Annotated in this window: 21 protein-coding genes; 7 read left to right on the top strand and 14 right to left on the bottom strand. The window is 65.1% G+C overall.

Annotated features, from left to right (window positions below; all coding sequences use genetic code 11):
- Positions 1-177 precede the first annotated feature (177 nt).
- The 3 genes from VSR68_RS15230 (at position 178) to VSR68_RS15240 (ending at position 2,275) form a co-directional block, all read left to right on the top strand.
- Positions 178-765 (top strand): nucleotidyltransferase family protein, encoded by a 588-nt coding sequence (locus VSR68_RS15230; protein ID WP_342940643.1) that lies wholly within the window; start codon positions 178-180, stop codon positions 763-765.
- 421 nt (positions 766-1,186) lie between these two features.
- Positions 1,187-1,897 (top strand): PIG-L family deacetylase, encoded by a 711-nt coding sequence (locus VSR68_RS15235; RefSeq protein WP_342940644.1) that lies wholly within the window; start codon positions 1,187-1,189, stop codon positions 1,895-1,897.
- Between the two features lie 231 nt (positions 1,898-2,128).
- The gene (locus VSR68_RS15240; RefSeq protein ID WP_162849268.1) at positions 2,129-2,275 is read left to right on the top strand and encodes a hypothetical protein; all 147 of its coding nucleotides are present in this window, start codon (positions 2,129-2,131) and stop codon (positions 2,273-2,275) included.
- Between the two features lie 69 nt (positions 2,276-2,344).
- Here the strand turns inward: VSR68_RS15240 and VSR68_RS15245 are convergent, their stop codons facing one another.
- Genes VSR68_RS15245 through nthA form a run of 3 tightly spaced genes read right to left on the bottom strand, consistent with a single transcriptional unit; the run spans position 2,345 to position 4,043 of the window.
- Positions 2,345-2,719, bottom strand: a complete 375-nt coding sequence (locus tag VSR68_RS15245) for a nitrile hydratase accessory protein (protein ID WP_342940645.1) — start codon at positions 2,717-2,719, stop codon at positions 2,345-2,347.
- On the bottom strand, positions 2,716-3,381 hold the full coding sequence (gene nthB, locus VSR68_RS15250; protein ID WP_342940646.1) for a nitrile hydratase subunit beta: 666 nt from the start codon (positions 3,379-3,381) through the stop codon (positions 2,716-2,718). Before nthB ends, VSR68_RS15245 begins: the two co-directional genes overlap by 4 nt.
- Complete coding sequence (gene nthA / locus VSR68_RS15255; RefSeq protein WP_342940647.1) at positions 3,378-4,043, bottom strand: nitrile hydratase subunit alpha; 666 nt, start codon at positions 4,041-4,043, stop codon at positions 3,378-3,380. The genes nthB and nthA overlap by 4 nt, the downstream gene beginning before the upstream one ends.
- 847 nt (positions 4,044-4,890) lie before the next feature.
- Between nthA and VSR68_RS15260 the strand changes: the two genes are divergently transcribed.
- Positions 4,891-5,052, top strand: coding sequence for a hypothetical protein (locus VSR68_RS15260; protein WP_342940648.1), 162 nt, complete (start codon positions 4,891-4,893; stop codon positions 5,050-5,052).
- Between the two features lie 42 nt (positions 5,053-5,094).
- Entirely contained in the window at positions 5,095-6,741 is a 1,647-nt protein-coding gene (locus tag VSR68_RS15265; protein WP_342940649.1) for an NRAMP family divalent metal transporter, read from the top strand.
- A 270-nt stretch (positions 6,742-7,011) separates the two neighbouring features.
- On the opposite strand, the gene VSR68_RS15270 is transcribed toward VSR68_RS15265, so the two are convergent.
- The 3 genes from VSR68_RS15270 to VSR68_RS15280 all read right to left on the bottom strand — a co-directional run bounded on the left by VSR68_RS15270 (position 7,012) and on the right by VSR68_RS15280 (position 8,801).
- A complete protein-coding gene (locus VSR68_RS15270; RefSeq protein WP_342940650.1) occupies positions 7,012-7,230 on the bottom strand; it encodes a hypothetical protein in 219 nt (72 codons plus the stop codon).
- A gap of 278 nt (positions 7,231-7,508) precedes the next feature.
- Positions 7,509-8,261: a peptidoglycan DD-metalloendopeptidase family protein gene (locus VSR68_RS15275; RefSeq protein ID WP_342940651.1), complete on the bottom strand. Its 753-nt coding sequence runs from the start codon at positions 8,259-8,261 to the stop codon at positions 7,509-7,511.
- A gap of 228 nt (positions 8,262-8,489) precedes the next feature.
- On the bottom strand, positions 8,490-8,801 hold the full coding sequence (locus VSR68_RS15280) for a cupin domain-containing protein (protein WP_087737378.1): 312 nt from the start codon (positions 8,799-8,801) through the stop codon (positions 8,490-8,492).
- Positions 8,802-9,036: 235 nt separating this feature from the next.
- Between VSR68_RS15280 and VSR68_RS15285 the strand changes: the two genes are divergently transcribed.
- Both VSR68_RS15285 and VSR68_RS15290 read left to right on the top strand, forming a co-directional pair.
- On the top strand, positions 9,037-9,357 hold the full coding sequence (locus VSR68_RS15285) for a hypothetical protein (protein ID WP_090868059.1): 321 nt from the start codon (positions 9,037-9,039) through the stop codon (positions 9,355-9,357).
- A gap of 55 nt (positions 9,358-9,412) precedes the next feature.
- The gene (locus tag VSR68_RS15290; RefSeq protein ID WP_342940652.1) at positions 9,413-10,162 is read left to right on the top strand and encodes a DUF2968 domain-containing protein; all 750 of its coding nucleotides are present in this window, start codon (positions 9,413-9,415) and stop codon (positions 10,160-10,162) included.
- Positions 10,163-10,287: 125 nt separating this feature from the next.
- Here VSR68_RS15290 and VSR68_RS15295 read toward each other — a convergent pair whose 3' ends face one another.
- The 8 genes from VSR68_RS15295 to VSR68_RS15330 all read right to left on the bottom strand — a co-directional run bounded on the left by VSR68_RS15295 (position 10,288) and on the right by VSR68_RS15330 (position 17,933).
- On the bottom strand, positions 10,288-10,614 hold the full coding sequence (locus tag VSR68_RS15295; RefSeq protein WP_342940653.1) for a DUF4148 domain-containing protein: 327 nt from the start codon (positions 10,612-10,614) through the stop codon (positions 10,288-10,290).
- 334 nt (positions 10,615-10,948) lie between these two features.
- Positions 10,949-12,358, bottom strand: coding sequence for an NADP-dependent phosphogluconate dehydrogenase (gndA, locus tag VSR68_RS15300; protein ID WP_342940654.1), 1,410 nt, complete (start codon positions 12,356-12,358; stop codon positions 10,949-10,951).
- A gap of 443 nt (positions 12,359-12,801) precedes the next feature.
- The gene (locus VSR68_RS15305) at positions 12,802-13,434 is read right to left on the bottom strand and encodes a DUF938 domain-containing protein (RefSeq protein WP_342940655.1); all 633 of its coding nucleotides are present in this window, start codon (positions 13,432-13,434) and stop codon (positions 12,802-12,804) included.
- A gap of 85 nt (positions 13,435-13,519) precedes the next feature.
- A complete protein-coding gene (locus VSR68_RS15310; RefSeq protein WP_342940656.1) occupies positions 13,520-14,410 on the bottom strand; it encodes an NAD-dependent protein deacetylase in 891 nt (296 codons plus the stop codon).
- A 54-nt stretch (positions 14,411-14,464) separates the two neighbouring features.
- Entirely contained in the window at positions 14,465-14,722 is a 258-nt protein-coding gene (locus tag VSR68_RS15315; RefSeq protein ID WP_342940657.1) for an oxidoreductase-like domain-containing protein, read from the bottom strand.
- A gap of 125 nt (positions 14,723-14,847) precedes the next feature.
- On the bottom strand, positions 14,848-15,648 hold the full coding sequence (locus VSR68_RS15320) for an SDR family oxidoreductase (protein ID WP_342940658.1): 801 nt from the start codon (positions 15,646-15,648) through the stop codon (positions 14,848-14,850).
- 49 nt (positions 15,649-15,697) lie between these two features.
- Positions 15,698-16,606 carry a glutamate/aspartate ABC transporter substrate-binding protein gene (locus VSR68_RS15325; protein ID WP_428983512.1) on the bottom strand — a complete coding sequence of 303 codons (909 nt, stop codon included), beginning with the start codon at positions 16,604-16,606 and terminating at the stop codon, positions 15,698-15,700.
- Between the two features lie 67 nt (positions 16,607-16,673).
- On the bottom strand, positions 16,674-17,933 hold the full coding sequence (locus VSR68_RS15330; protein ID WP_342940659.1) for a D-amino acid dehydrogenase: 1,260 nt from the start codon (positions 17,931-17,933) through the stop codon (positions 16,674-16,676).
- Positions 17,934-18,076 lie beyond the last annotated feature (143 nt).

Here is an 18,076-nt window from a genome sequence, read left to right on the forward strand (position 1 = left end):
AATAAAAAACCGTCGCAGACGCAAACCACATCGCGGATGACCGCGAAAAAAGTCAAAAGCAACCCGCGTTGCAGACACAAAAAAGAGCAACCACCGTCGCCGACAAAAAAATGAATCCTTGCCTGCCATCCCGTTGCGCCGCACAATCTGTGTTCACTCCCCCTTCTGGTGCCGCCCATGGCTTATGCTTCGCTCGCCACCGGCGTGCTGCTCGCCGCAGGATATGGATCGCGTTTCGATCCGGAAGGCGTCCACAACAAACTGCTCGCCCGATTGCCCGACGGCACGCCCATCGCCTATGAGTCCGCGCACCGGCTCCTGCTTGTCGTCCCGCATGTGATCGCGGTCGTGCGTCCCGGCTCCGAAATGCTCGCGCGCGCCCTCAACGACGCCGGCTGTCACGTGATCTTTTCCGTAGACGCCGAGCGCGGCATGGGCGCGACGCTCGCGGCAGGCGTCGAAGCGAGCGAAGACTCGGACGGCTGGATCGTCGCGCTCGCCGATATGCCGCGCATCGCCGCATCGACGATCGAAGCCGTCGCGCGCGCGGCCGACACAGGCGCGTCGATCGTCGCGCCGTACTATCGCGGACAACGCGGGCACCCCGTCGGCTTCGGCGTCCAACATCGCGACGCGCTGCTCGCGCTCGATGGCGACACGGGCGCCCGCGCGCTCTTCGCGACGCACGAAGTGACGCGCATCGACGTCGACGATCCGGGCGTGCTGAGCGATATCGATACCCCCGAAGACTTGCGCAACCTGTAGCGCGCTCCACCTGTCCGCCCGCTTCTGTCGAACGCGCGCCGCCCGCGTTCAGGTGAGAAGATTCGGGACCGCAAGCGCTTCACGGTGAGCGGATACGGGAAGGCAACCCATCACCGGCTTTCGACGCCCGCGTGTGAGCGCAAGCGGGCACCAGGCCGGCACAAGCGAGCATTGAACGTGCATCGAACCGCCATCACGAACGGGGGCAAACAGGCGCAAACCGGCCCAGGCATGCGCCGACCAGGCACGCCACTTGCGAATCGCTGCTGCGCCGCGAAACGGGCGAGCAGGCTTCGCATCGTTGGTCTAAGCTGTCCACGATGACGTCAGCTCTCGCCATGCCGCGCAGCCAACGCGGCACGCCGCCGACCGCGCCAGCCGCATCAGCCACGAACCCGCCGCACTCTTCTGTCAGGACCTCATGAGCGAAACCAGCCCGCGTCTGTTCATCGTGTCGCCGCATTTCGACGACGCCGTCTTCGGATGCGGCGCGCTGCTCGCGTCGCATCCCGACGCCGCCGTCTGCACCGTGTTCGCCGCGCCGCCCGAACAGGACATGCACACCGAATGGGACGGGAAAGCCGGCTTCGCCAGCGCGCACGAGTCGATGCGCGCGCGCACGATCGAGGACAACCACGCGCTCGCCGTGCTCGAGACGATTCCCGTGCGGCTGCCGTTTCGCGACGCGCAGTATCACGACTCGCCGTCCGTGTCGAAGCTCGCGGCAACGCTGGAAGAAACGATCTACGGCTCGACGGCGAACACGCTGCTGATGCCGCTCGGCCTCTTTCACGACGACCATTGCCTCGTGTTCGAAGCGTGCTGCGAAATCCTGCCGCGCATGTCGCATCTCGAGTGGTTCGCTTACGAAGAAGCCATCTATCGGCAGATTCCGGGGCTCGTGCAGCAAAGGCTCGTCGATCTCGCGGAACGCGGAATCGTCGCGACGCCTGCCACTCCATCGACCGATCATGCGCCCGACCACGAGCGTCAGACGCTGCTCAAGCGCGAAGCCGTCTGTGCGTACGAGAGCCAGTTGCGCGCGTTCGGGCCGCACGGCTGCGACGACGTGTTCGCTGCCGAGCGCTACTGGCGTCTGACCGTCGACCGGCAACGCAGGCACAGGCACTGATCCAGCGGGCAACACGCGGACACGCGCCGCGCCCATCGAGCCAGCACGCTCGCGCGTCATCGCCTACGCTAATGTAAGCAGGACGCTTCGCACCGGGCCGACGGGCAGTCGGGCCGACGAAAGGGTCCGCGATCGAAAGAGGCCGCTATCGAGTGGTCCGCCACCGCAAGGTCCGCCACCGCGGGGTCCGCCACCGAAAGGGTCCGCCACCTTCTGCCACGAGGTCATGCCATGCACACGAGTCCGATTCCCGACCCGCACGCCGATCCCACGCGCGACCCCGAGGGCGATCCCCTCACGCCGCCGTCGCCTGGCCATCACAACGACGAGCCGCAGCGTCCCGAAGGCCCCCCCGACAAGGACCCCGTCACGACGTGACCGTGCAGTGACGGCGGCTCGCGCTCGCCAAAGCGCGAGCGTCGTCGGCCGTGCGTACGCCGCGGGCGTTCAGTCGAGTTCGATCGGCTGGCCGTGTGGCGTGCGGCGCGCCGCCGCGTCCCATGCGTTCTTTCGCTCGATCAGCCCGTCGCGTGTCACGCAGCCCTTTGCCATCGCGATGCGCTCGAGCGCCGTGAGCCAGTGCGCGTAGTACGTGTCGCCGTGATCGGGGTCGCCGAGCGCCTGGGCGTCGCGGATCGCGTCCGCCAGTTGCGCGGCCCATTCGGTCCACGTGAATACGCCGCGCTCATGCAGCGCGAGCGTCATCGCGAACGCCGCCGCTTGCCACGGCGCGGCGAAGACGGGGCCGGCGTCGTCGCGCGGCAAGCCGGGCAACGCGTCGAGCAACGCGCGAGGCGTCGACGTGAAAGCCGGTGCGCTCATGCCGGGCTCTGCGCTTCCAGATACGGCTCCCAGCAATCGACGCACACGGAAGCCGCCGTCGTATCGCGGCCCCAGAGTTCGGCGGCGTCGAACCGTACCGTGTACAACCACTGCGGATCTTCGCCGCGCCCGAGCGCATTCGAATCGGGAAACACATGCGCGCCGTGCACGGCGACGATCTGGCCGCGCTTGCCACGGCAGTAGCGCGGCAGGCGCGTATGCGTCGATGGGTTGACGAGCCGCGTGCGCACCGTGTCGCCGACGGCAAAGCGCGCCGCCTGGGGCGTGGGCCGGGACGCGGGGCTGCCGCGAAACAGCATCGGCTCGACCTGATCGGCGGCGAGCACGCGCGGCAACGGCGCAGCGGGATGCCGGGACTGCCCACTGTCGATTTCGTCGGGCGTCGCGAGGCCCGTGTTGGTCAGCAGCTTGCGCAAGCCGGCGAACCAGATCTGGTAGTAGCTGCTCGACAGATACTGCGCGGGCGGCAGGCTCTCGCGCGCGGCACGCGACATGTCGATGTTCCATTTGCCCGTTGCGCCCATCGCGATCGTCAGCGCGAGGACGTGCCGTTCCCAGTCCGCGTGGAAATACGGCTCGTCGGCTTCGGACACGACGGGCCCGAACGACTGCATTCCGCCCAGATCCTGTGCGCCGTTCATGATCGTCCTCCGCTGCGCGCTGCGGCTTCGTGCGGCGAGCGCGGCAAGCCCGTGCCGATCATCGAGTCGCGCGTGACGAGATCCGCGAGTTCATCGTCGCTCAGCGCTTGCGTGCCGGGCGGGCACATCGGCAGCACGAGATAGCGCACTTCGGCCGTCGAGTCCCACACGCGGATTTCCGTCTCGTCCGGCAGCGCGACGCCGAATTCTTCGAGCACGCCGCGCGGATCGATCACGGCGCGCGAGCGGTAAGGCGCCGACTTGTACCAGACAGGCGGCAAGCCGAGCACAGGCCACGGATAGCACGAGCACAGTGTGCAGACGACCATGTTGTGCACGCGCGGCGTATTCTCCAGCGCGACCATGTGCTCGCCCTGCCGCCCCGTATAGCCGAGCGACGCGATGGCCGCCGTCGCATCGTCGAGCAGCCAGCGGCGGAAGTCCGCATCGCGCCATGCCTTCGCGACCACGCGCGCGCCGTTGCGCGGACCGACCTTCGTCTCATACGTTTCGATCAGCACGTCGAGCGCTTTCGGATCGACGTAGCCCTTCTCGACCAGCAACGATTCGAGCGCGCGCACGCGCAGATCCATCTCGGGCAGCGCGCTGCCTTCGTGCGCGTGATGGTGATCGTCGTGATCCTGCGTGGCGTCGTGGCTCATCTGCTCCGCCTGAAGAATGCGACACCGAATCAGTATGGTCGGGCAAAGCGGCGAATGCAAACCGACGCAAGCGGGCGCAGACGGGAGCCAGACGGGCGCGGCCGTCATGCAGCAAGGCCCGTTCGGAATGCGCGCTGCCCCACATATTTCGGTTCTGCTTAAGGAAGCAGATTGACTTGACTTCCCGAGCGGGCATAAAATTCTCTTATCTCAATTTGAGGGGCGTTGCCTTGGACAGTTGCAGTAGTACGTTTTCGAACAGATTCGCCGCCTGACCGGCGAGACGTCCGCGCTTCCCTCATCTAGCCGCCGTCTTGCCAGCAGGTAGACGGTGCGCGTCGCAGTTTCATCCCTCGTGCATCCTGTTTAGCGCCATTGGCGCGTAGCGCATTCGCGCACGATCGCGGTCGCCCGTTGCGGCCTCGCGTTCGCGTGGCGGCGCTTGCGCTCATGTGCGCGTACGCCGGCGATTCGCGGCGTTTAACGGCGTTTGGCGACCATGCACCCGCTTTGGCCCTGCATGCCCGCCGCGCCGTATGCGTCGCGTGCCGATGCGCGGGGACAGGCATGCATGCGCCTGTCCCGACGCAACCGGCGCACTTCGCCGCGAGCCGTTCGAAATCGTGTGCCCTGTATGTCCGATGTGCCGCGCATGACACGGCGTCGCGCGACGCCGCCAACGCATCATCAACGAAAATGGAGCCGCCATGCCCGACAGTGACAGTCAGCCGACGAACCCAGATACGCCTTTACCGACCTGAGGCAGGCAAGCCGAGCGCATTCGATCACTTCGATTCTCCGGCCCTCGCCGCCTCGCATGCACGAGCCTTCGTGCTGGAGAACCGACATGCACTTCCTGCTTCTTTCGACATTGCCGCAAACCCGCGAAGCACGCGCGCACTACGACGCGTTCCTTTCGCTGAAAGATCGACGGCGCCGCGTGTTCGCGACGGCTGTTCGCGCGTTTGACGAGATCGTTGGCCGCCTGAGCAAGCGGTCGGCGGTTTAAACGGAAATCATTCGACCAATATCCGTTCAAGGGAGAATAAAAATGGCTACTCCACCACAAGCCCTGCCGACGCGCACCGCAGTTCTCGACGACGCGCACATCGGCGACATCCGCGGCGCGTTCGGCACGATCGCGCATCACGACACCGCCCCGCGCAACAGCTGGGGCGCGCGTCTGCGCACGCTGCTCGCGATCGTCGGGCCCGGCCTCATCGTGATGGTCGGCGATAACGACGCGGGCGCCTTCGGCACCTACACGCAAGCCGGACAGAACTACGGCACCACGCTGCTGTGGACGCTGCTGCTGCTCGTGCCCGTGCTGTACGTCAACCAGGAGATGGTGCTGCGTCTGGGCGCCGTCACGGGCGTCGGTCACGCGCGGCTGATCTTCGAGCGCTTCGGCAAGTTCTGGGGTGCGTTCAGCGTGATCGATCTGTTCATTCTCAACGCGCTGACGATCGTCACCGAGTTCATCGGCATCACGTTCGTGCTCGACTTCTTCGGCGTGTCGAAGATTGCGGGCGTGTGCATCGCGGCGGCCTTGACGATGGCAGCCGTCAGCACCGGCGACTTCAAGCGCTTCGAACGCTTCGCGATCGTGCTGTGCGTGATGAGCCTGCTGCTCGTGCCCGTGCTCGTGACGATCCATCCGCCCGTCTCGCAGATGGCGCATCACCTCTTCGTGCCCGCATGGCCTGCGCACGCGAAGCTCTCCGATGTGATGCTGCTCGTGATCGGCATCGTCGGCACCACGATTGCGCCGTGGCAACTGTTCTTCCAGCAGAGCTACGTGATCGACAAGCGCATCACGCCGCGCTTCATGAAGTACGAGAAGGCCGACTTGTGGATCGGCATCGTGTTCGTGCTGATCGGCGCAATCGCGATGATCTCGTTCAGCGCGGCGCTGTTCGGCGGCAAGCCTGAGCTGGGTCAGTTCTCCGATGCGGGCGGCATCATCGCGGGCCTCGAAAAGTATGCGGGCCGCACGCCCGCCGTGCTGTTCGCGGTTGCGCTGCTCGACGCGTGCATCATCGGCGCGGCGGCTGTGTCGCTGTCGACGGCCTATGCGATCGGCGACGTGTTCAAGATCCGTCACTCGCTGCATCGAGGCGTCGGCGACGCGAAGGGCTTCTATCTCGTGTACTTCGGCATCGTGGCCGCGGCTGCGGGACTCGTGCTGATTCCGGGCAGCCCGCTCGGCCTGCTGACGGAAGCCGTGCAGACGCTCGCGGGCGTGCTGCTGCCGAGCGCGACCGTGTTCCTGCTCCTGCTGTGCAACGATCGCGACGTGCTCGGGCCGTGGGTCAACTCGAAGCGGCTGAACCTGTTCACGGGTTCCGTGGTGTGGGCGCTGGTGCTGCTGTCGATCGTGCTGACGGCGTCAGTCGTGTATCCGGACATCAGCGGACACGCGATCATCGACATTCTCGTCGGCGGTACGCTGCTCGCCGTGATCGTGCTCGCGGCGACGACCACGCTGCGCCGCGTACGCGGCTTGCAGACGGGCGCTACGACCGCTCGCATCGTCGGCAAGGCGGAGCGCGACGCGTGGCGCACGCCGCCGCTCGCCGATCTGCCGAAGCCCGTGTTGACGCTGTCGCGGCGCATCTGGATGGGCGCGTTGCGCGGCTATCTGGTGGTGGCCGTTGCGCTCGTCATCGTGAAGGTCGTGCAGCTCGCGATCGCTTGAGCAGGAAACTTCGCGCGTTATTTTCGAAGAATCCTGATGTTCGCTGACAGGCGGTTGTGACACAGTATCGGCCGCCGGTCCATGGTGCAGGTCACTGCCGGCGCGATGCGAAGCGACTGTGCAAAGCATGAGCTTCGCATCGCGGTTGATGGGACGTGGACCGGCCCCGAGCGCTTGAACGAATTCGACGACGCGTACGACAACGAGGCGAGCCGCGCTGCGGACTCGCCTCGTTGCATTTTGCGGATCAACTCCGTCGACAACCCTGCGTCATTGCAGACGCGGGTCCTGCGGCATCGGACCATCGTACGGCATGACGACGGGATGCAAGGGCAGCGTCACGTGAGCGGGCAGCGTCACGTCAGGGAGCTTGAGCCATGACGGCGGTTCCGGCGCTTTTATCGTGAGCATGCCGCCACGCACGCTCCTGGCGGTTTCGCGATCGAGTTCATCGACCCTGGGCAGATCTTTCACAAGCAAAGTGTTCATGATGTGTCTCCGGCAACGGTATGTGGAATGGTGAGCGCGAGCGGCACCGTGCTCGGCTCACTTGCTGCACGCACCATGCCATAACGCCGCGAAGCCTTATGCGAAGGGGCTTGCGCCGACTTCATCATGCTGGGGTGATGGCTGCGGACCAACTGTCGGTTGTCGATGTGTTGTCTGGCGGATGGATGCGGGCGCGCCGCCGCATGGGTTCATTCATCCGATGTGATGCCGATAAAGACGCGCCCGCTGGATGAGCGCGGCGTGGTTTTTTCGCGCGCTCATCGCGGCAGCCACCCGAGCGGATCGACGGGCTTGCCGTCCTTGCGCACTTCGAACTGGATCGACGGCACGCCGTTGTTGTCCGTGCCCACTTCGCCGATCGGCTGGCCTTGCGCGACGGCATCGCCTTCCTGCACGAGCAGCCGGCTGTTCTGACCATAGGCGGTGATCAGCGTGTCGTCGTGCTTGATGATGACGAGCGGCCCATACGCCTCGATGCCCGTGCCCGCGTAGACGACGCGCCCCGCGGCGGCCGCTCTCACCTGATCGCCCGGACGTCCGCCGATCACGATGCCCTTGGTCCTGCCCTGCACGAACGGCTTGAGAATCGGCCCGCGCAACGGCCACGCGAGCACGCCCTGCACGGGCCCGGCAGGCGCGGCGGCAGGAGGCGGAACGGGTGTCGTCGATGGCGTGGGCGTCGGCACCGGCGTGGTCTGCGGGAAGGACGGCGGCCCCACGCGCAGCACCTGGCCGGGCGCGACGGGCGATGACGGCGTCAGCCCGTTCCACGTGGCCACGTCCTGCGGATGCTGGCCGAACGCGCCCGCGACGCTTTGCAGCGTATCGCCGGGATTCACGCGATAGAAACCGGCGGGCACGCCATTGGCCGCTGCGCCGCCCTGCGTCCGGTAAGTGGGCGCCGGCGCCTGTGTCGTTTCCCACGGATACGTCGTGCACGCGCCGAGCATGCTCGCGGCCGCGAGCGAAACCAGAAGCTGCGTGACGACGTGTTGCCGTTTCACTGTCATTTTTGTGGCCCTCGACGCGGTGTGAGACAGCGGCTCTCGAAAGCCTGCCGTCGTTTGAACGTGTAGCGGGATCGAAAATGCAATCTGCAGCGCAAGTATTATGCCTCGCTCATCGGTCTGCAAAATGACGGCCGCCGACGTCGACGTGTCGGGATCGCCCGACTCGACGCATCGGGTCCGCATTGAGTCCGTTCGCAATCCCAATCAATTTCGCCGTTCGGCGAGCAGTCACACGCTGCCTTCCGACTCGATCACCAGAATGCGCGCCTCGCCGATCGGATGCGCAACGTGCTCGGTGCCGATCGATGCATGGAACACGTCGCCCGTCTCCAGTACCGTCGAGTGCTCGACGCCCGCTTCGCGATAGCGCATCTCCACGCGGCCATCGAGCACCGCGAACACTTCTTCGCCATCGTTGACGTGCCACTTGTACGGCTGATCGGTCCAGTGCAGGCGCGTCGTGATGCCGTTCATGTTCGCGATATCGAGCGCGCCCCACGCACGCTCAGCGGTAAAGGTTCTGCTGCGGACGATTTTCATGACCTGCTCGCGCGATGTCGGTGTCGGGAGGGTCATTATAGTGGCCGTCCCCCATCGTGCACGCCGCTTGCTCGCATCCCGCAGACGACCGTTTCATGCGGTTCGCAAGCCATTGCATAGCTGAAGTGCTCGTCTATACTGAACCTGGTGTCCTGTCAGACGAATGTGCGTGCGCATGGCGATACGCGAGACGGTCGGTCCACCATCAGTGGTTCGATGCCAGCGAGGAGGTCCGATGAACAAAGCTTTGTTTCTTGCCGTGCAACTGAACGTCGACGAGATGACGGCGTCGCCCGCGCTGGTCGAATTGCTCAATGCGCATCTCGTGTTCGCCGTCGATGTCGCCGAAGCCGCCGATGCCCTCGTGCAACTGGCGAGCGTGCGCAAGCTGTCGAGCGGCGTCGAGGCGAGCGTCGAGATTCCCGCCGTCGCCGTCGAGCAGTTGCGGCAAGCGCTCGAAACCCTCAGCGAATACGACCAGTCGTGGCTCTTCGCGCTGGAACCGGACCATGCGCTATTCGACGATCTCGCGCGTCCGCAACGCACGCTGCATTGATGCGCCCGCAACCCTGACGAGGTCCGGCAATTCGCCCGCCTATCGAGGATTCATCGTGAAAAGTCTTCTGCACATGCGTCGCGCGCCGGCCAGCAATGGCGCCGCGCATCAGTTTCACTTCGAAGCGCCCGACGTCCCGCACAGCCAATCTGCCCAGGTCGACGAGGAACCGATGAGCGACAGCACGCCGTCCGCGACTCCGCGCCCATCGTCCGTCAATCCGCCGTTGCGCCCTGTGACGCCGCTGCATGCCGTACAGCTCGCGCCTACGCAGCCGAACGGACGCGCCGTGCAACTGGCGGACGCAACCGAAGTCGAGCGCATGCTCGACAACGAAGAGCTCACCGTGTTTCACGTATTTCGCACTTTTGACTATTCGGTGAACCTGCTGTTCTATCCAAGGGAATTGAAATACTTCGTCGCGCTGTTGCAGGACGATCAGTTGTGGCGCGTGCTGACCACGAGCGACATGAACACGGCGAAGCAGCTCTTTCACCACATGCAGGAACAGGCGACGCGTCTCGCCGACGGCCAGACGCGCCGCTTGCAGCTCGAAGCGCAGAACGAACAGCTAAAGCGCCTGATCGCCGAACACGAGACGCAGGCCGAGCGTCTGCGCCAGAGCCTGCAACGCACGTCCGCGCAGGATCAGACCGTCACGAGCCGTCAGCATCAGTTGCGCAAGGACGTCGCGCAACTCGAAGCGCAGCGCACGGCCGCGCAGGCGCAGTTGAACAAGATGCATCGCCAGGTGCATCAGCTGAACGTCGCGAGCAACGAGGCGATACCGCATATGCCGCGTTGAGCGGCGGCTCTTTGTGCTTTCTTCGTGCTCTTGTCTTAGGGCACCAGACGCGACAACGCCGGCCAGGACTATCCTGGCCGGCGTTTCTTTTACCGCCTTGCGACGGTTGAAGCGTTCAGTCTGGCTTAGTTGCCGAAGAACACCGAGCGCGGACCTTTTTCATCGGCCAGCGAACGGGTCGACGCTTGCGACGTGCCGTTCGTCTGCACGCCGTAGCCGGTCGTGTCGGCTTGCGCGACGGCGTCTTGTGCATGGACGCGTGCTTCGGCGGCCTGGATGTTCTTCGGGTATTCCGTGCGATCGGCCAGCGGATCGTAGCCGGCCTTTTCCAGACGGACCAGATCGGCGCGAACTTCAGCGCGCGTCAGCGGCTGCTGGTTCGATTGGGCAAACGATGCGACGGGAGCGGCAACAGCGGCAGCGAGAACGGCTGCGGAAATCAGGGCTTTCATGGACAACCTCCGAGAACTTGTTTTTTGATTCGCTTCGAACACCGTGTTCGTTCAGCGTTGAGACAAGTTTAAGGAGGCAAACGACTTAGGGAAATCCCTTATTTAACGAAACTCTATTGTCGGAATTGCAACAATTCGACGAAATCCGCATGAAATGCGTTTTTTAGATCATCGAATCGCAACACTGTGTTTCAAAAATCGTGCATCGTGCGCCCGGAAGGTCCATGCGCGCCGCAAGAAAGAGAAACGCCCCGACACCGCGCGGGCGCCGGGGCGTTGCAAAAACAGCCGGTCTGCGAAGCGGAAACGAGCCGCAAAGCGGCTGGCCGTTCCGTCAGGACCAGTTCGCGTGGAAGCTGCCCGGCTTGTCGACGCGCTCGAACGTATGCGCGCCGAAGAAATCGCGCTGCGCCTGGACCAGGTTCGCGGGCAGACGCGCCGAGCGGTAGCCGTCGAAGTACGCGATCGCCGACGAGAACGCCGGCACGGGCACGCCCGCCGTCGTCGCGGCGATAACGACGTCGCGCAGCGCGCTCTGGTAGTTCGCGGCGATGTCGCGGAAATACGGATCGAGCAGCAGGTTCGCGAGCGCCTTGTCCTTCGCGTAGGCATCCGTGATCTTCTGCAGGAAGCGCGCGCGGATGATGCACCCGGCGCGGAAGATCTTCGCGATCGTGCCGTAGTCCAGATCCCATTTGTATTCTTCCGATGCCGCGCGCAGTTGCGCGAAGCCCTGTGCGTACGAGATCACCTTGCTGAAATACAGCGCGCGGCGCACGGACTCGATGAACGCGGCGCGGTCGCCGGAGAATGGCTTCGCCGCCGGCCCTTCGAGCACCTTGCTTGCCGCGACGCGCTGATCCTTCAGCGACGACAACACGCGCGCGAACACGGCTTCCGTGATCAGCGGCAGCGGCGCGCCGAGGTCGAGCGCATTCTGGCTCGTCCACTTGCCCGTGCCCTTCTGCGCGGCACGGTCGAGGATCACGTCGACGAGATCCTTGCCCGTCTCGTCGTCCTTCTTGCTGAAAATCTTCGACGTGATTTCGATCAGGTAGCTGTCCAGCTCGCCGCTGTTCCACTCGGTGTAGACGGCGCCCAGCTCTTCGTTCGACAGGCCGGCCACCTGCTTGAGCACCGAGTAGCTTTCGGCGATCAGCTGCATGTCGCCGTATTCGATGCCGTTGTGCACCATCTTCACGAAGTGGCCCGCGCCGTCCGGCCCCATGTACGCGACGCACGGCTCGCCGTCGGGTGCCTTGGCCGCGATTTCGGTGAGAATCGGCGCGACGAGATCGTATGCGTCGCGCTGCCCGCCCGGCATGATCGACGGGCCTTTGAGCGCGCCTTCCTCGCCACCCGACACGCCCGTGCCGATGAAATGCAGGCCCGACTTCGCGAGGTCCTGGTTGCGGCGGATCGTGTCGGTGAAATGCGTGTTGCCGCCGTCGATCAGAATGTCGCCCTTTTCCAGCAGCGGACGCAGCGCGGCAATCGTCGCATCGGTGCCTTCGCCCGCCTTCACCATCATCAGGATGCGGCGCGGCTTTTCCAGTGAATCGACGAATTCTTCCAGCGTATAGGTCGGAACCAGCTTACGGTCGGGAAACTCCGCGATCAGTTCGTCGGTTTTCTCGCGGGTGCGGTTGAACACCGACACCGCGTGACCGCGGCTTTCGATGTTCAGAGCCAGATTCCGGCCCATCACCGCCAGCCCCACTACGCCGATTGCCTGTTTGCCCATGTGAATTCTCCAGATTCCAGTAAGTCGTGAAGCCGCGCCAGCCATCGAGGAGGCGCGGCGTCGAGGATGAAAGGATAAAAGAAATGCCCGGATGACGCTCGCGTGCTCCCCGCCCGCCGGCGTTCGTCCCTGTCCGGCATCGACGATGCGTGCGCCTTTCGACGCGCTTTCGCATCGACGGCGCGCATGGCCGTTCACCGGATGCTGTCCGCCGCTTGCTGCTTGCTCGAAGGTTCAGGGCGCTCGTATTCGCGGCGACGTCGTTCCCTTCGCGTCATCACGATGCGCACTGGCGCACTGGCGCACTGGCGCACTGGCGCACTGGCGCACTGGCGCACTGGCGCACTGGCGCACTGGCACGCGGCACGCGGCACGCGGCACGCGGCACGCGTTTCAAGCTTAGTCCGCGAAACGCGTCGCGGCGGAGCGCATCGGCTGCATGGTCAGACTTTCGCCGACGGCCGACGTTTCCGGAACACGAGACTGAAGTTGTTCGCGGGCATCGCGATCGGTTCGTCGCACGCGAAGCCCGCCGCGTCCGCGAGCGCGACGACGTCCTCCATGTTGCGCACACCCCATGCCGGATCGCGGCTCCTCAACTGCTCGTCGAATGCCGCGTTGCTCGGCGCCGTATGCGCGCCGCCGCGCCGGTACGGCCCGTACAGATAGAGCACGCCGCCTGGGCCGATGAGCCGCCCAGCGCCGTCGATCAGCGCCTGCGCCGATGCCCACGGCGAAATATGGATCATGTTGATGCAGACGATCGCGTCGGCGGCATCGATGCCCCATTGGGCATCGCGCACATCGAGCGCGAGCGGCGCGCGCACGTTGGACAGACCGCTCGCCGCCGTCCACGCGGCAATCGATGCGCGCGCGCCGTCGTCGGGATCGCTAGGCTGCCAGACGAGTTGCGGCAGCGCCGCGGCGAAGTGGATCGCATGCTGGCCCGTGCCGCTCGCGATTTCGAGCACGGTGCCCGCAGCGGGCAGCACGCGTTCGAGCACGGCGAGGATCGGCTCGCGGTTGTGCTCGGCGGCGGGCGCGTGTTGACGCGCGTTGAGATCAGGCGTGGTCATCGTGGTTCAGTCCATCGTGAGCCGTTACGGACAGGTATGCATTCGTTACGCGAGGCCGCGATCATACGCGAGCGCATCGAAAGTCTCATCGGAAATCGTCCACGCCGGTTCCGGTTCGTCGGCCCGCTGCAAGACTCGCCGACAGCGCCGCGAGCGCATCGCCGCACGGCGCCTGCACTTTCAGCGACAGCAACGGATCGGCACGCGTGCGCCCGAGATTGATCGCGGCGATCGGCTTGCCCATCTTCTGCGCCCACACGCAGAAACGATAGCCCGAATACACCATCAACGACGAGCCGACGACGAGCACGGCATCGGCGGCCTCCAGCGCATGCGTCGCGGCTTCGACGCGCGGCTTGGGCACGCTCTCGCCGAAGAACACGACGGCCGGCTTCAACAGGCCGCCGCAATCGGGGCACGTGGGCACGCGAAACGCGCCGAGGTCATGCCATTCGAGATGCGCGTCGCCATCGGCGGCAGGTTCGGCGATCACATCGAGCAGCGCGGGATTCTCGTCGATGAGCCTCTGCTGGATCGACGCGCGCGTATGCTGCGCGCCGCAATCGAGACACGCCACGGCGCCGATGCTGCCGTGCAGCTCGATCACCTCGCTGCTGCCCGCGCGCTGATGCAGGCCGTCGACGTTCTGCGTGACGAGCGCGCGCACGTGCCTCGCGGCTTCGAGCCGCGCGAGCGCGCGATGCGCGGCGTTCGGCTGGGCCTGCGCGACGACGGGCCAGCCGACCGTGCTGCGCGCCCAGTACCGCTGACGCGACGCGACCGAGCCGAGAAATTCCTGCAGTGTGATGGGCGGCGAACGCTTCCATTCGCCGTTTTCGTCGCGATAGCCGGGGATGCCGGAATCGATGCTGATGCCCGCGCCCGTCAGCACGAAAAGCCGTGGATGGCGTTCGACGAAATCTTGCAGCGCGGCGAGCGCCTGGGGTTCGATCAGCGGAGGCGGCGGGTCTTCCATGAGTCGGTCATGAAGTTGGGCGGGACGATGTTCTGATGTGGACGTGCGGCAGGCTCAACGCTTTGCACGCGACTTTTGCGGCTTGCGCGGCTTGTTCGTGGGCGAAGACACCGACTCGGGCGCGGAAGGCTGCGCATGCCGCGCCTCCCACGCGTCCAGTGCCGCGCGATACCGCGTGAACTCGTCTTCGTACAGATCGAAAATGCACGTATCGCAGCCGCTATGACAGCACTCGTCGGGATCGGGCCGCGTCGGTGGCGTGGGGCGCGGATCGTCGTCGGCCGGCTGGCGCGCGGCCTTGTCTGCAGTCACATCCACTTCCAGCGTTTGGGAGAGCGTCCAGTATAAGTCGGGCGACGCGACGGCGCTGTGTCACGTCGATATCGTTACGTGGTGCACACGCGCCGTGTCATGCGCCGACTTGCCGTAAGCGTGCGTCATCCGCGCCCGACGAACGGCATCTTGCTCGCCATGATCGTCATGAACTGCACGTTCGCCGACAGCGGCAAATTCGCCATATGCAGCACGGCATCGGCGACATATTCGACGTCCATCAGCGGCTCGACGGCGATCGTGCCATTCGCCTGCGGCACGCCGCGCGCCATCCGCTCGGCCATCTCCGTCGCGGCATTGCCGATGTCGATCTGTCCGCAGACGATGTCGTAAGGCCGGCCGTCGAGCGACACCGACTTCGTGAGCCCCGTGACCGCGTGCTTGGTCGCCGTATAGGCGATGCTCAACGGCCGCGGCGCATGCGCGGAGATCGAGCCGTTATTGATGATGCGGCCGCCCTGCGGCGTCTGCGCCTTCATCATCGCGAACGCCGCGCGCGTGCAGAGAAACACGCCCGTCAGATTCGTATCGACGACGGAGCGCCAGTCGTCGAGTTCGATCTGGTCGATCTCGACGGGCGGCGCATTGCGGCCCGCATTGTTGAACAGCACGTCGAGCCGGCCATAGCGCAGCCGGATCGCATCGAAGAGCGACGCGACGCTCGCCGCGTCCGTCACGTCACATGCAACCGCGAACGCGTCCTCGCCGCGCTCGCGGGCTTCGTCGGCGAGCGCATCGAGCGGCGCCTGCCTGCGTCCCGTCAGCACGACGCTGTAGCCGTTCGCGAGCAGCTTGCGCGCCGTCGCCTTGCCGATGCCGCTGCCCGCGCCCGTCACGAGCGCGACTTTCTTCGCCGCCTGTCCTTGTGCTTGCGATTGCGATTGTGCTTCCGACTGTTGCGTCACGACATGTCTCCAGGTTGATCTGCCCGCGACACGCCGCGACGCATGCGCATCAATCGAGCGCGCGGTCGTTCGGCTTCGCGAACAGCTGCTTCATCTCCGCCGACAACGGATATTTCAGGTTGATGCCCTTCGGCGGAATCGGTTGCGTGAACCACTTCTGATAGAGATTCGCCGCTTCGCCGGAAGTTTGCAAGCGCGCGATCACGCCGTCGGCGAGTTTCTTGAAGCCGGGGTCGTCCTTGCGGAACATGCAGCCATACACTTCCGACATCGGCGACGTGCCCGTGATCAAATACTCGTCCGCGTTCGCCTCTTTCGCCTTTGCGCCGTACAGCAGCGGATCGTCCATCACGAACGCGACGGCGCGCCCCGTCTTCACGTTGAGGAACGATTCGGCGTGATCTTTCGCGCTGATGAGGCGCATGTTCATCGACTTCTCCGCGTTCATCTGGCGCAGCAGACGCTCTTCGGACGTGCCCGCCGTCGTCACGACCGTCTTGTTCGCGAGATCGCCGAAGTCCTTCACGCCCGACTCCTTCTTCACGATCATGCGCACGCCGTACTGGAAGAAGCTGTTCGAAAACGCGACCTGGTTGTCGCGTTCCTTCGTGTGCGTGGTCGAGCCGCATTCGATGTCGATCGTGCCGTTCTGCACGAGCGGAATGCGGTTCTGCGACGTGATGGGAATCTCGCGAACCTTGAGATCGGGCAGGTTGAGTTCCTTCTTCACCTCGTCGACGATCTTCAGCGCGATTGCCTGCGAATAGCCGATCACGTGCTGCTGCTCGTCGTAGTACGAGAACGGCACCGACGACTCGCGCACGCCCAGCGAAATCGCCCCTGTTTCGCGGATCTTCTTCAGCGTCGCGCTCTCGTCTTGCGCCTGCGCGTGGCTGCACGCGAAGGCCGTCGTCATCAGCGCGGCAAGCGCGGCTTTCGTCATCGTCGTCGTTTTCATGTCATCTCCTGTGGTGTAGCGGTTGTTATGTGACTGTCGTTATGTGGCGGTTGTTGATGCAACGGGTTCAGCGGTCGTATGCATAGGCCGCAATGTCGATGGATGGCTCGCGTCCCGCGATCGCATCGGCGATCACGCGAGCGCTGCCGCATGCGAGCGTGAAGCCCAGCGCGCCGTGGCCCGTATTGAGCCACAAGTTGCGATACGGCGTCCTGCCGATCAACGGTTTCGAATCGGGCGTCGCGGGACGGTGGCCGCACCAGGTCTGCGCGCTCGCATAATCGCCGGCAGCGGGAAAGATCTCCTGCGCGTGGCGTTTCAGCAGCGCAATGCGCCCCGCTCGCTGCGCGTCCTTCAGGCCTGCGATCTCGACCATGCCCGCAATCCGCAAACGCCCGCCCAGCGGCGCATACACCACCTTGCGATGCAGGTCCGTCACGCTGACGCCCGGCGTGTTGCGCGGATCGGCATCATGAATCGTGAGGCTGTAGCCCGTCAGCGGATAGACGGGCAGACGCACGCCGAGCGCGCCGAGCAACGGCACGCTGCCGAGTCCGAGCGCGACGACGAATGCGTCCGCTTCGATATCGCCGTCGTCCGTCCGCGCCGCGACGATGCGCGAGCCGTCGCTCACGAGTTCTCGCACGCGCGTCTCGTAGCGGATCGTCACGCCGTTGCGCCGTTGCAGTACATCCGCGAGCGCCGAGGTGAAGCGCTGACAGTCGCCCGCCTCTTCCGACGGCGTATGGATGCCGCCCGCGAGCAGCGGCTGCGCTTGCGCGAGCGCCGGTTCGAGCGCCGCGCATTGGCGCGCGTCGAGCGCGCGCTGATCGGAGCCCGCCTCGACGAGCAGTTCCATCTTGTGCCGCGCGCGTTCGAACTCGTGCGCATCGCGATAGACAACGAGCTTGCCGTTGCGCACGTAGTCGAACGAGCCGGACACGAGCGGCTCGCTCCCGACGATCTCATGCAGCGCAGCCTTGCTGAGCGCGCCGAGGCTCAGCAGTTCGAGCGCCGTCTGCCGCGCGCGATGGCTTCGGCACGCGAGCAGGAACGCGACACACCAGCGCCATTGATCGACGTCGAAACGCGGAATGAAACGCAGCGCCGAGTCGCGCTTCAGGAGCCACGCGGGCAGCTTCGGCAGCACGGCGGGATCGGCGAGCGGCGCGACATAGCTGTAGCTCAATTGCCCGCCGTTGGCGAAGCTCGCTTCGAGCGCCGCGCCGTCGCGCGCTTCGACGATCGTCACGTCGTGGCCGTCGCGGGCCAGACTCCAGGCCGTCGTCAGACCGACGACGCCCGCTCCGAGGACACACACATGCATGAATGCTCACTACCCTTGCGTTTTCATTGCAGGCGAGTGTCGCGCGCCGAAATTGCCGCATCAAATGACGGAAAGCGCGGTTGCATAACCTGAGGTTAAGTCGTTGCGGGAGCGCCTCACGTCGCGTAAGAGGGTATCGCGTC

The sequence above is a fragment of the Paraburkholderia phymatum genome, from assembly GCF_038900715.1.
In the GTDB taxonomy this organism is placed as follows: Bacteria; Pseudomonadota; Gammaproteobacteria; order Burkholderiales; family Burkholderiaceae; genus Paraburkholderia; species Paraburkholderia phymatum_A.

Coding starts and splice junctions, on each gene's coding strand:
- VSR68_RS15260 (WP_342940648.1), top strand. CDS start 4,891: ATGCACTTCCTGCTTCTTTCGACATTGCCGCAAACCCGCGAAGCACGC.
- VSR68_RS15295 (WP_342940653.1), bottom strand. CDS start 10,614: ATGAAAGCCCTGATTTCCGCAGCCGTTCTCGCTGCCGCTGTTGCCGCT.
- VSR68_RS15270 (WP_342940650.1), bottom strand. CDS start 7,230: ATGAACACTTTGCTTGTGAAAGATCTGCCCAGGGTCGATGAACTCGAT.
- VSR68_RS15330 (WP_342940659.1), bottom strand. CDS start 17,933: ATGCATGTGTGTGTCCTCGGAGCGGGCGTCGTCGGTCTGACGACGGCC.
- VSR68_RS15265 (WP_342940649.1), top strand. CDS start 5,095: ATGGCTACTCCACCACAAGCCCTGCCGACGCGCACCGCAGTTCTCGAC.
- VSR68_RS15305 (WP_342940655.1), bottom strand. CDS start 13,434: ATGACCACGCCTGATCTCAACGCGCGTCAACACGCGCCCGCCGCCGAG.
- VSR68_RS15235 (WP_342940644.1), top strand. CDS start 1,187: ATGAGCGAAACCAGCCCGCGTCTGTTCATCGTGTCGCCGCATTTCGAC.
- VSR68_RS15285 (WP_090868059.1), top strand. CDS start 9,037: ATGAACAAAGCTTTGTTTCTTGCCGTGCAACTGAACGTCGACGAGATG.
- nthA (WP_342940647.1), bottom strand. CDS start 4,043: ATGAGCCACGACGCCACGCAGGATCACGACGATCACCATCACGCGCAC.
- gndA (WP_342940654.1), bottom strand. CDS start 12,358: ATGGGCAAACAGGCAATCGGCGTAGTGGGGCTGGCGGTGATGGGCCGG.
- VSR68_RS15310 (WP_342940656.1), bottom strand. CDS start 14,410: ATGGAAGACCCGCCGCCTCCGCTGATCGAACCCCAGGCGCTCGCCGCG.
- nthB (WP_342940646.1), bottom strand. CDS start 3,381: ATGAACGGCGCACAGGATCTGGGCGGAATGCAGTCGTTCGGGCCCGTC.
- VSR68_RS15275 (WP_342940651.1), bottom strand. CDS start 8,261: ATGACAGTGAAACGGCAACACGTCGTCACGCAGCTTCTGGTTTCGCTC.
- VSR68_RS15240 (WP_162849268.1), top strand. CDS start 2,129: ATGCACACGAGTCCGATTCCCGACCCGCACGCCGATCCCACGCGCGAC.
- VSR68_RS15230 (WP_342940643.1), top strand. CDS start 178: ATGGCTTATGCTTCGCTCGCCACCGGCGTGCTGCTCGCCGCAGGATAT.
- VSR68_RS15280 (WP_087737378.1), bottom strand. CDS start 8,801: ATGAAAATCGTCCGCAGCAGAACCTTTACCGCTGAGCGTGCGTGGGGC.
- VSR68_RS15325 (WP_428983512.1), bottom strand. CDS start 16,606: ATGAAAACGACGACGATGACGAAAGCCGCGCTTGCCGCGCTGATGACG.
- VSR68_RS15245 (WP_342940645.1), bottom strand. CDS start 2,719: ATGAGCGCACCGGCTTTCACGTCGACGCCTCGCGCGTTGCTCGACGCG.